Origin of the sequence: Flavobacterium wongokense (assembly GCF_021608265.1) — a bacterium.
Lineage (GTDB): Bacteria > Bacteroidota > Bacteroidia > Flavobacteriales > Flavobacteriaceae > Flavobacterium > Flavobacterium wongokense.
Genome location: NZ_JAKIHP010000003.1, coordinates 202,252 through 214,266 on the forward strand (window position 1 = coordinate 202,252; position 12,015 = coordinate 214,266).

Consider the following 12,015-nt stretch of genomic DNA (forward strand, 5'->3'; position numbering starts at 1 on the left):
ACATAAATTTGCAAACATAAAGATACGACTTTCTTTTACACACACAAATTTTATATTGTTACAATTTTGATAAATAAAGATACCATTTTAGCTTCTGCACAAAGAACAATTTTGTCTGAAAGTGAATCTATTGCAAAGCTGGTTGCCTTGCTTGATGAAGACTTTGTAAAATCTGTTGAAATCATAAACAATTCCAAAGGCCGTCTGGTCGTAACCGGAATTGGCAAAAGCGCCATTATCGCGCAAAAAATTGTAGCCACCTTAAATTCAACCGGAACTCCTTCCCTATTCCTGCACGCCTCTGAAGCAATTCATGGCGATTTGGGAATGGTGCAGCCAGGCGATGTGGTAATTTGCATTTCCAAAAGTGGAAACAGCCCCGAGATTAAGGTATTGGTTCCGTTACTAAAACGATTTGGGAACAAACTGATTGCCATAACAGGAAACACTACTTCGTTCCTTGGAAAAGAGTCGGATTATGTTTTGAATACTTATGTTGAAACAGAATCCTGTCCCAATAACCTGGCGCCAACAAACAGTACAACAGCCCAATTGGTAATGGGTGATGCCCTTGCAGTCTGCCTGATGGAAATAAAAAACTTCACCGCCGAAGATTTTGCCAAATATCATCCTGGTGGTGCTTTGGGCAAAAAATTATTGCTTCGTGTTGGAGATATGCTGGACACCACGCACCGACCTTTGGTTTCTCCTGATTCAAGCGTTAAAAGTGCCATACATGAAATCTCCGAAAAACGTTTGGGAGTTACAGCTGTTGTAGAAAATGAAAAGGTAATCGGAATCATTACTGATGGTGACATCAGAAGAATGCTGGACAAAACGGAAACCATTAGCGGATTGAAAGCAAATGATATCATGACGAAAAACCCAAAAATGATTAAATCAACGGATATGGTTGTTGATGCATTGAACATCATGGAAGACTTTTCGATAACGCAACTTGTCGTTGTAGACAATGGAGATTATAAAGGCGTGCTGCATCTGCATGATATTTTAAAAGAAGGCATCGTATAATGGCAAAAGTAAAAAAACCGAAAGGCGAAATGTCTTTTTTAGATCATCTTGAGGAATTAAGATGGGTGTTGGTAAGATGTTCGGCTGCCGTGGTAACGATGGGAATCGTTTCCTATTTCTTTGCCGATTATATCTTTACCGATTTGATTTTTGGCCCAACAGATCCGAGTTTCATTACGTATCGATTCTTTTGTGATGCCTCGCATTATCTTGGTTTTGCGGACAGTATCTGTATCACCGAACTCAATTTCATTATCCAGAATACCGAAATGGAAGGCCAGGTAAACATTTTTGTCTGGATTTGCATTACATCCGGATTCATCCTTGCTTTTCCTTATATATTATGGGAATTCTGGAAATTTATTAGTCCGGCTTTATATGAAAAGGAACGAAAAGGAGCCAAGGTTTTCATATTCGTAGCTTCAATTTTGTTTTTCCTGGGTGTGTTGTTTGGCTATTACGTAATCGTACCGATGACCGTAAATTTCCTCGCAACATTCTCCATCAGTAGCGTAGTTAAAAACCAATTCAGCATTGATTCCTATGTGAGTATGGTCAAAACGGCTGTCATTGCCAGCGGATTGTATTTTGAATTGCCAATAATCATTTACTTCCTGACCAAGTTGGGATTGGTAGGACCAGCTTTCCTGAGAAAGTATCGAAAATATGGTATTGTAATTATATTGATAATTGCTGCAATTGTAACACCTCCTGATGTGGTAAGCCAGATTACCGTTGCCTTACCGATGTGGTTCATTTATGAAGCCAGCATTTGGATTTCAGCAGTTGTAGAAAAAAATAAAAAGAAAGATGAGCAAGCTAGTAGAGGAGTTTAACGAGTATCGTTCGAAAATGAACGAAAAATTATTGGCTGACAATAATAAGATTGTAAAGCGGATTTTCAACCTGGATACCAATGCCTATGCCGAAGGTGCTCTTGATGTAAAGACCAAGGAACTGCTAGGGCTTGTGGCATCAACGGTTTTGCGTTGTGATGACTGCATCAAATACCATCTCGAAACCAGCTACAAGGAAGGAATCACCAAAGAAGAAATGATGGAAGCCATGGGAATTGCCACTTTAGTGGGCGGAACCATTGTAATTCCGCATTTGAGAAGAGCTTACGAATTTTGGGAAGCGCTTGAAGACAACAAATAATTGTTAAATCGTGGATTTGATAATTTGTTTATTCGTTAATTTGTCCAAATAAGAAGTCTGAATATGAAATTAAGAGCCGAAAATTTAGTCAAAACCTACAAAGGCAGAAGCGTTGTAAAAGGCATCTCTGTGGAAGTAAACCAAGGAGAAATCGTTGGGCTTCTGGGTCCGAATGGTGCCGGGAAAACCACTTCATTTTATATGATTGTAGGATTGGTCAAGCCCAATTCAGGAAATATCTACCTCGACGATATGAACATCACCGAATTCCCTATGTACAAACGTGCGCAAAACGGAATTGGCTATTTGGCACAGGAAGCTTCTGTTTTTAGGAAACTGAGCATTGAAGATAACATCCTAAGCGTTTTACAGCTTACCAATCATACCAAAGAAGAACAGATTGCCAAAATGGAAAGCCTGATTGCGGAATTCGGATTGGAACACATCAGAACCAACCGTGGTGATTTACTTTCCGGAGGTGAGCGTCGTAGAACCGAAATTGCACGTGCCTTGGCAACTGACCCAAAGTTTATTCTTTTGGACGAACCTTTTGCCGGAGTTGACCCTGTTGCGGTTGAAGATATCCAGCGTATTGTTGCCCAACTAAAAAACAAAAACATAGGAATCCTGATTACCGACCACAACGTTCAGGAAACATTGGCCATCACAGATAAAACTTACTTAATGTTTGAAGGAGGAATCCTGAAAGCCGGAGTTCCTGAAGAACTGGTAGAAGACGAAATCGTACGTCGCGTGTATCTTGGACAAAACTTCGAGTTGCGTAAAAAGAAACTTGACTTCCATAAACACTAATAATAAAAAAGCTTCCAAATTGGAAGCTTTTTTATTAGGCTTTTTTAGTTATTTTGAATGCATTGTCAATTACCGAAAGTAACACATACAATACGATGATTAGCGGAACTGCCAATATCTGAAGAAAAACCAGCATCAAAACTGAAACTGCCAGAAAGGAAACCTGAAGTTTGTATTTGGCAAAACTAAAATCCTTAATCTTCAATGAGAACAAAGGGATTTCGGCATTCATGACATAAGCACTCAAAAAACAAATCACCACCAAGCCAATCTGAACAGTATCAGTCAATATCAAACCAAACGGTGGATCCTGAAGCAAAATAGGAAGGCTCATCACGAATAGGCAATTCGCTGGCGTAGGCAAACCAATGAAAGAATCGGATTGTCTCGTATCTATGTTAAATTTAGCCAAGCGATAACAGGCACCAAGTGTAATTATGAAACCTAAATAAGGATATAAAGCTGCCACAGAAAAATCAAGATGGACAATCCATCCACGCAATAAAACAAACATTGTATAACCCGGGACTAATCCACTTGTAACCATATCAGCCAAAGAATCTAACTGAACGCCTAATGGTCCGGCTACATTGAACTTTCGAGCGAAGAATCCATCAAAGAAATCAAAGAAAATTCCCAGGGCAACAAAATAAAAAGCCAGGTCAAACTTATCATTCGTAACCATCACCAAAGCCACGCAGCCACAAAACAGATTTAACATCGTAAATAAATTGGGAATAAGCCTTTTGATATTCATTCGGATAAAGTTTTTTTGACGTTTGAGCAAATTTAATACAATAAGTTAAAGCTTTCTGCGTTTTATAATAGAGAATTTTATGTAATATTTGTAAAAATAAAAATTGCCTTGAGAAAAACAATTGCTATTCTACTGCTTTTTATCGGTCTGATTACTCATGCTCAATCTGTTAGGAAATATTCCAACGAGTTTATGAACATTGGTGTCGATGCTGCTGCTTTGGGTATGTCCAATGCGGTAACAGCCTTTTCCGGCGATGTGAATTCGGGCTATTGGAATCCTGCAGGATTGCTTCAGATTGAGGACAGCGAGGCGGCATTAATGCACGCCAGTTATTTTGCCAATATTGCACAATACGATTACGCGGCTTACGCCAAAAAAATAGACGACCGAAGTGCATGGGGCGTTTCCTTAATCCGTTTTGGGGTTGATGACATCTTAAATACCACCCAACTTATTGACAGCGAAGGAAACATCGACTACGACCGAATCAGCCTTTTTTCCACTGCCGATTATGGTTTGACGTTTTCATACGCGCGTCGCCCTACATTGATTGAAGGCTTGTCTTATGGTGTGAATGCCAAAGTCATCCGAAGGGTAATTGGTGAATTTGCCAGCTCTTGGGGATTCGGATTTGATTTCGGGCTGCAATATGAAAACAACGACTGGCATTACGGCATCATGCTTCGCGACATCACTACTACTTATAACGTTTGGGCCATTGATGAAGAGAAGTTCAACGAAATTAAGGATGCTGTTTCGGGACAAAACCAGGAACCGCCGGAAAGCACTGAGATTACTTTTCCAAAGGCCCAACTTGGAATTTCCAAAAAATTTGATTTCCATTATGATTATACCTTGTTGGCTGCAGTAAACCTGAACATGCAGTTTGCACAAACCAACGATATTATTTCCAACAGCGCCTTTAGTATTGACCCGGCTTTGGGATTGGAATTTGGCTATACCGATTTGGTATTTCTTCGTGCCGGTGTTGGAAATTTCCAAAACGTAGAACAAATCGATGGTTCAACGAAAGTCAATTTCCAGCCGAACATTGGTTTGGGCTTCAAATACAAAGGCATCCAGGTTGATTATGCCCTAACCGATTTGGGCGACCAGAGTGCGGCCTTGTATTCAAATATCTTTTCAGTTAAAGTTGACCTAAGCATTTTTAGATAAATACCATGTTCAAAAAATTACTTTTCCTTTGCTTATTGCTATCCGGTTCCTTTGCGTTTTCACAAATGCCACAACTTTCGCAGGATGCCAAAGTCAGTGTCTTTACCTGTGACCGTGGCGAAGAATTGTATTCGACATTTGGGCACACAGCACTGCGGATTCAGGATCCAAATAATGCATTGGACATCGTTTACAATTATGGCTGCTTTGATTTTAGGACTGAAAATTTCTATTTCAAATTTGTAAAAGGCGATTTGCAGTATTATGTAAATGTGACTTCTTTTGATGATTTCGTTTTTGAATACAAACTTGACCAAAGGGAAGTCATTGAGCAAACGCTTGACCTGCCTTTTGCAAAAAAACAGGAGTTGTTTGATGCGCTTAACAAAACACTACTTTCAGACGAAAAATATTATACCTATAAGTTTATCGACAGGAACTGCACCACCATGATTGCCGATAAAATCAATGCGTTGTATGGTACAAAAATGATTCAGAAAGTAGACGATAAAACCATCAGCTATCGAACGCTTTTATATCCGTATTTCGAGAATTATTTTTGGTATAAACTGGGGATCAATATTGTTTTTGGAGCCAAAACCGACAAGGATGCGGTTCAATTATTCCTTCCGATAGAACTGCTGCACAGTCTGGATAAAGCCTCAGTCAACGGAAAACCATTGGTTTCCAATAAACAAACCATAGTTCAGGGCGAACCGGTACAGACTAAATTTTCGTTTTTAAACAGCATTTATATAATCTGCTTGGTGCTGCTGATTTTAGTCCTTACCAATAAGAAATTTGTATTCACGACTTATTTGTTTTTTTGTGGCCTGATGGGAGTTTTCCTCTGCCTGATTGGTTTGTATTCAGAACATCAGGAATTGCTGTGGAATTACAATGCACTGCTTTTCAATCCGCTTTTTCTGTTGATTCCGTTTGCAAAAGATAATTTCCTAAAGAAGCTGAATATCGCATTATCAATATTGCTGTTGATTTACTGCATCATTATGTTCAACAAACCGCATTTGATGATTATGCTGCCCTTTATTGTGACCAATCTGTACATGCTGCTAAAATTAAACGGAAGGATTCCTTTGAAGAAAAAGGAAAAAGTGTAATTACTGCCCTTTGTAAAGCAATACGGTGCCCAGGGTTTTGAAGATGATGTTCACATCAAGGAAAAGGCTTCGGTGCTTGATATAATACAAATCATATTGAAGTTTGATAAGGCTGTCGTCAATAGTTTCCCCATACGAATAATTTACCTGTGCCCAACCCGTTAATCCGGGTTTGATAACATGGCGCGTTTCGTAGAAAGGCATGACTTCGGCGATTTCATTTACAAAAACAGGGCGTTCAGGCCTTGGCCCGATTACTGCCATATCTCCTTTCAGTATATTGATAAACTGTGGGAATTCATCCATTCTGGACTTTCGGAGGATTTTACCAAAAGGAGTAATCCTGCTGTCGTTTGTAGTGGCAAAAACAGCTCCTTCCTTTTCGGCATTTTTAACCATAGTCCTGAATTTGACAATATTAAAAACCCTGCCGTTTTTCCCCACTCTTTCCTGAGTGTAAAATAAGGCTCCGCGGTTTCCCAGTAAGTTCCCAATCAGGATTAAAGGCAAAATAACCACTCCAACAAGCAGTCCTATAATCGATAAAAGGATTTCAAAAAAACGTACCATAATCAGGTAAAAATGATTCTGGTTGCTTCTGCTGAACGGGAAATAGCGATAGAAATCACGCGAAACATACTGCATCGGGATTCTTTGCGCCAAATTTTCATAAACCTGTGTATACTCCCTGATGATGTAACCGTTTTCCAAGAGGTTTATCAGTTGGTTGTAAAGATTAACGGTAATTCCATCCGTTTTTTGGGAAGCGACCACAATCTCTGAAATCGAATTCTTAATTACAAACTGCTCGAGGTTATTGATATCGATATTCTTGATTTTCAGGTTTCCGGTACTATCGGTATTGGCACTATCCGAATTGACAAAACCCAAAACCAGGTAATGCGGATCGGCACTTTCAAGCCCGTTGACCAATTCCTTAAGCTGTTCCTTATCGCAAATAAGGATTACCTTTTTGGAAAACCGATTGGATGCAAAAAACCGCACATATATCATCCTCCAGGTAAATAATGCAAGGAAAATCGCGATGTAGAAGAAAAGGATCTGAATCCTGTTGGAAGGAAGTATCGGTGTGTAAATCGGCGTCAGCAAATAAATCAATACCGTTATGGAAGACGTGAGTATGATGCTTTTGATGACCTGAAACTGACTGCTCGCAACCTGCAGGTTGTACATTTCAAACACCGAACCGATAAAATTGAGGTAAAAAGCCAATACAATGGTCCAATAGAAATTGGTTGCTGAGATGTTGAAATAATGGAAATTAAACGTAATCCCAACCAAGTATAATGACAGCAGTACGGAAACGACATCAAAAATCCGCAAAAGAATCTTTCTTTCGGAGACTTCAAAGTGGATGTCTTTACGCTTATTCATGTTCGGTTAAATTTTGACGCCGCAAGTTACTAAATAAATGAGCATTAAACCAGTAATTCAACCCATTGCTTTTTTACGACTTCCCAATCAAAATTTTTGACAGAAGCCTTCCCTTTTTCGGATAAACTCTGAGCCAGGTTTGATTCGTTAATCAGCCTTTTTATTTGATTGGACATGTCTTCCACATCATTGTCATTTACTAAAAGTGCATTGTCGTTATGCTGTAGTAAATAAGGTATTCCGCCCACATTTGTTGATACAACAGGTAAACCTAAAGCCATGGCTTCAATCACGCTTATTGGCGTATTATCAAAATGGGTCGTATTTATAAAAACGTTATAATCCTTGGAGAGTTCAATCCAGTCTTCCTTAGACAATTTTCCGGTAAAGGTCACATCGACATTATTTTTATGGGCAAATTTTACCGTTTTCGAATAACTGTCATCTTTTTTGGGACCAACCATGCAAATTTTAGCTTCGGGAAAGCTTTCCTTTATTTTGATAAAGACTTTAACCGCCATTTCGGGATTGTATATTTTTGAAAAAGACCTTACCCAAAGCAACTTTGGTGTCTTAAACTCCTTTGGACATTGTTTATACATTTCAAGTTCGATAGTGTTTGGAATGTATTTTAAATTAGTGTAGCCACTATTTTTAAAGGTTTCATACAAATAATTGGAAGGTGCAATATTGATGTGTGCATTGTTGAAAATCAAATCGGAAAAGAATTTACTCCGAACAATCCTGTGAGGCAGATTGCCTCCGTGCAGTTTGGGGATGTATTTTACCCTCAGCATGCGGCACAATTGCGAAATGATGAAAGCGTACCAAAAATTTTTAGTGCTGTAAGTATCAATTAAAACGTAGTCTACTTTTTTGGCATGTTTGAATGTCTTGAAAATCATTTCACACATTCTCAAAAACTTGTTTTTTTTGGAAGAAGCATAGAAAACATGAAAGCCTTCATCTTCAAGAAAGCCACCCAGCGTTTCTATCGAAGTTGAAGTATACCCGTGGTTGGATAACTTATTTCCTATGTAAAGCAGGTGCTTCATCCATAAATACTTTTAGTAACGATAGCGAATATACAAAAGCTGGCGCAGCAATCCGCATTGCCGCGTGATTAATTGTAAGTAACCAAAAGAATAAAAAGCAAAACATATAGATGTGCTGCCGATTATCCAAAAATAAGAAAATAGGTGTAAAAAACACTATCAATAATGCGATAATCCCCATCGTACCATGTTCGGCAAGCGTTCGTGAAATTTCACTATGCGAGGCAATAATCAATCCACCCGACTTTTCTTCCCTGACTTCAAGGGCTTTTGCAACCCCAATTCCAAATATCGGATTGTCAAGAAAATCGTCAATTTCACTATCCCAAATCTCTTCCCTTCCCGTTAACTGGCTTTCCTTTACCCTTCCGGCAGCATCCTTATTGGCATAACGTTTATCAATTAATCCACCAGTCTGATTAGATGTATAGAGCCAGGTCATTAAAAATGCGGCCGACATAAAAAGTAAAAGCTTGTATAGATTATACCTGCCCTGCGATTTTGTATTGGCATAGATATACGCCAGGAATAACACGATCATCACAAAGCCGGTCACCATTCCACCTCTCGAAAAAGTAACCAAACCTCTATAGGTAATATTAAATAAGACAATCAGGTTTACAGCGAATATCAATTTTGATTTTGATTCTAAAATTAATCTGGAGAAGAAAACAAACATCCCGATTCCTAATAAAGTCGCCACCTGGTTGGGCCCAAATCCTCCCGAAGTTTCGTTGTTCGAACCTGTTCCGGTTAATACTTCCTTTAAATCGGGTGTGTATAAAATAAGGTAAATCGTTGTTGCGAAAACGGGCAGCGCCAATGAAAGTAATATCTTGTTCACTTCTGAAACCAGGATTTTCCTGTTGTAACAATAAATTGCAGAAACACCAAGGCATGCCGGCCCGGAAATATTAAATGCAATCGCTTTTCGGATATCGGTCTGCAGGTTCAAAGTTTCTGTCGCTACCAAAACACCGGGCAGTAACAGCAATAAATAAATCCAAAAAGGTATGGCGTTCTTCGAAAATCCACTGTAATACATCCCGAAAGCCATAAATATCATTACGGCATATTTTGAGGACTCATAGAGCAGGTTTCCGCCAGTCATCCTTAAAAACACCTCACTCCCAACAATATATGCTGAAACATACAGGACTTCATTGTTTTTGTTTCGGGTTTTAATCACATAATACAATCCCACGGCAAGCATGGCAATTGCATAAAATTTAGATAAAGGCCTTATCAGGAATATGAGGATTCCAATTAAAGCATGGGCGGCAATCAATAAAATATAATTTTTATCTTTCATATCATAGAGCTGAAACCCAGTTTAAATAATTAGCAATCACTCCTTCTTCCGAATGATTTTCAATAATGGTCTGATAAAGTGCATTACCCATTTCTTTTCTTAAATTATCCTCTTCAATAAATTTCAAAAGCTTTTTATAAAACAAATCGGAATCATCACGCTCCACAATAAACCCATTGACATTGTCCTTGATGATTAATGGAATTTCGCCAACGTTTGTGGTCACAACAGGTTTTTTTGATAATCCGTATTCAATTAATGAAACCGGCAAACCTTCAGATTTGGAGGTCAAGATAGCAATATCAGATTGATTAATGATGTTTTTTACATCATTTTTAGAACCATAAATAAAAACATTGTTTTCCAGGTTTTTGGTTGAAATCAATGCTCTTAATTGTTTTGAATAGTCATCTTCAAAGTCTTTGCCTACCAAATGGAAAGTCCAGTCGGGATTGGTTTGCTTTAGTTTTTCGGCAACTTCCAACAGGAAAAAATGGTTTTTCTGGTCCCGAAGGTTCGCCAGACATAAAATCCGTTTTCCGGCTGTTCCTTTGAGATTGGTTTCGATAATGGTTGAAGCATCAATGGCAGTAAAATTGGGCAGGTAAATAACCTTTTTGCAATTAAGTTCTTTTTCTGCCCAAGCCTTAAGCTTATAATTTACTACAATGATTCCCTTAAAAAAATGCGAAGCAACTTTTAATGCCGCAGATTTTTGCGAACTTATGAATTCGCTCAATCCGTTGTGGTCGTGCCAGATGATGTTGGCTTTTGGGTAAACCAATTTGACTAACACCGCCGTGAAATAAGAACTGCTATGCGGTTGAAGGTAATCAACCTTGTTTTCCTTACAATAATCCCTCAACCTGAAAACTGCGCCAAAATCGATAGTGGATTTTTTCCTTAGAAAAAGATACGAAACCGAATCACTCAATTGATTTTTGAGGTTCCCTTCCGCCCTTGTCGCAACCAAACCAGAGAATTCCACTCTTCCTGAAAGCGCATTGGCATAATTAATTGCCATTTTTTCGGCACCACCAATTTCCAAAGAATCAATAATTTGGACTATCCTCATCGTTGTAAAAGCAAATTAATTTCATTCTCAAAAGCATCCATTGTAAACTGCCGTGACCACTGCATTGCATTTTCAGCCATTTCCTGATACAATCCGGCATCGTTTAAAAGGGCTTCAATTTTTTCGGTATCAGCATTCAAATCTAAATCCAAAAGCAAACCTCTATCTCCGTTCCCAAGCATGTTAGGAACACAGGAAACCTTTGATGCAATGGGCAGGCAAGCCCAAAACATTCCTTCTGCAACAACCTTTGGCCAGCCTTCACTCAGCGAAGGTAAAACTACAAAATGATTTTCTATGTAAGCTTTTTTAATCGTTTCCTGGTTTTGATTTCCTTTTAGGAAGATTATTTCGTCCAACCCATTTTCCGAAATATAGTGCTCAAGCATTGCTCTTTCACTTCCATCGCCATACAGTGTCAGCTGTACATTATGCCCTTTTTGCGATAACTGTTCGACTAACTTAATGGCAAACAAAGGCTGTTTGCCGTTAGAAAGTGTCCCAATAAAAACAAACGAAATAGTTCCTTTTAATTCCCTCGGTTTGACTTCCGTTTTATCGCTTTCAAAATAACTCGCTGTAAAAAACGGTTTGATATTTTCGCTGCTGTTTTCCCATTCGCCATAAACGAGAACCTGCATGTTTTTGGTCAAAAATGCATTGCTCAAAATCCATTTTTGAAGACGATATGTCAAGGGTTGTTTTGCTTTTGGATCCCAATTGCCTGCATATTTTGCCGTTTTGGATTTGGATGGAAATAAAATCTGCACGAAACATCCCAACAATCCAATATTTCCGGGACAGCGCAAGTGAATATGGTCTGCCCTTTTCATAATCTGGTAAATCTTCCAGGTTATTCCGGGCATGACGATAAGCGAACGCAGAAGGTTTTTGAAATTGGAAATATCAAAATTGGCAACCGGAGTAAAGGTTACTTTTTGATGTTGGTAAAATTCCTGGATTGGACTTTTGGAAATAGGATGCAGAGGCGCTGCAATCAAAACTTCGGATACGTTTTTTATCCATAAGTTCATCTCGCGGACATAGGGTTCGTATCCAAAATAGCTGCCTGACTCTTTACCATGAATGACATGCGTAATTATGGCAAACTTCATCTG

12 protein-coding genes are annotated in these 12,015 nt (G+C 38.7%); 6 read left to right on the plus strand and 6 right to left on the minus strand.

Features of this window, described 5'->3' with window-relative positions; all coding sequences use genetic code 11:
• Window positions 1-66: 66 nt before the first annotated feature.
• The 4 genes from L1S31_RS10200 (at window position 67) to lptB (ending at window position 3,003) form a co-directional block, all read left to right on the plus strand.
• A complete protein-coding gene (locus L1S31_RS10200) occupies window positions 67-1,032 on the plus strand; it encodes a KpsF/GutQ family sugar-phosphate isomerase (RefSeq protein ID WP_236464628.1) in 966 nt (321 codons plus the stop codon).
• Window positions 1,032-1,868: a twin-arginine translocase subunit TatC gene (gene tatC, locus L1S31_RS10205; protein ID WP_236464629.1), complete on the plus strand. Its 837-nt coding sequence runs from the start codon at window positions 1,032-1,034 to the stop codon at window positions 1,866-1,868. Before L1S31_RS10200 ends, tatC begins: the two co-directional genes overlap by 1 nt.
• The gene (locus L1S31_RS10210) at window positions 1,843-2,190 is read left to right on the plus strand and encodes a carboxymuconolactone decarboxylase family protein (RefSeq protein ID WP_236464630.1); all 348 of its coding nucleotides are present in this window, start codon (window positions 1,843-1,845) and stop codon (window positions 2,188-2,190) included. The genes tatC and L1S31_RS10210 overlap by 26 nt, the downstream gene beginning before the upstream one ends.
• Before the next feature lie 63 nt (window positions 2,191-2,253).
• On the plus strand, window positions 2,254-3,003 hold the full coding sequence (lptB, locus tag L1S31_RS10215) for an LPS export ABC transporter ATP-binding protein (protein ID WP_236464631.1): 750 nt from the start codon (window positions 2,254-2,256) through the stop codon (window positions 3,001-3,003).
• 34 nt (window positions 3,004-3,037) lie between these two features.
• Here lptB and L1S31_RS10220 read toward each other — a convergent pair whose 3' ends face one another.
• Window positions 3,038-3,760, minus strand: coding sequence for a CDP-alcohol phosphatidyltransferase family protein (locus tag L1S31_RS10220; protein ID WP_236464632.1), 723 nt, complete (start codon window positions 3,758-3,760; stop codon window positions 3,038-3,040).
• Window positions 3,761-3,868: 108 nt separating this feature from the next.
• On the opposite strand from L1S31_RS10220, the gene L1S31_RS10225 reads away from it, so the two are divergent.
• Window positions 3,869-4,939, plus strand: coding sequence for a putative type IX sorting system protein PorV2 (locus L1S31_RS10225; protein ID WP_502539611.1), 1,071 nt, complete (start codon window positions 3,869-3,871; stop codon window positions 4,937-4,939).
• A gap of 5 nt (window positions 4,940-4,944) precedes the next feature.
• Window positions 4,945-6,060, plus strand: a complete 1,116-nt coding sequence (locus L1S31_RS10230; RefSeq protein WP_236464633.1) for a lipoprotein N-acyltransferase Lnb domain-containing protein — start codon at window positions 4,945-4,947, stop codon at window positions 6,058-6,060.
• On the opposite strand, the gene L1S31_RS10235 is transcribed toward L1S31_RS10230, so the two are convergent.
• Genes L1S31_RS10235 through L1S31_RS10255 form a run of 5 tightly spaced genes read right to left on the minus strand, consistent with a single transcriptional unit; the run spans window position 6,061 to window position 12,012 of the window.
• A complete protein-coding gene (locus tag L1S31_RS10235; RefSeq protein WP_236464634.1) occupies window positions 6,061-7,455 on the minus strand; it encodes an exopolysaccharide biosynthesis polyprenyl glycosylphosphotransferase in 1,395 nt (464 codons plus the stop codon). It lies immediately after the preceding gene.
• A 44-nt stretch (window positions 7,456-7,499) separates the two neighbouring features.
• On the minus strand, window positions 7,500-8,510 hold the full coding sequence (locus L1S31_RS10240) for a glycosyltransferase family 4 protein (protein ID WP_236464635.1): 1,011 nt from the start codon (window positions 8,508-8,510) through the stop codon (window positions 7,500-7,502).
• Window positions 8,482-9,822 carry an O-antigen ligase family protein gene (locus tag L1S31_RS10245; protein WP_236464636.1) on the minus strand — a complete coding sequence of 447 codons (1,341 nt, stop codon included), beginning with the start codon at window positions 9,820-9,822 and terminating at the stop codon, window positions 8,482-8,484. The genes L1S31_RS10240 and L1S31_RS10245 overlap by 29 nt, the downstream gene beginning before the upstream one ends.
• 1 nt (window position 9,823) lies before the next feature.
• Window positions 9,824-10,897, minus strand: coding sequence for a glycosyltransferase (locus L1S31_RS10250; protein ID WP_236464637.1), 1,074 nt, complete (start codon window positions 10,895-10,897; stop codon window positions 9,824-9,826).
• Complete coding sequence (locus L1S31_RS10255) at window positions 10,894-12,012, minus strand: glycosyltransferase family 4 protein (protein WP_236464638.1); 1,119 nt, start codon at window positions 12,010-12,012, stop codon at window positions 10,894-10,896. The genes L1S31_RS10250 and L1S31_RS10255 overlap by 4 nt, the downstream gene beginning before the upstream one ends.
• Window positions 12,013-12,015: the final 3 nt, after the last annotated feature.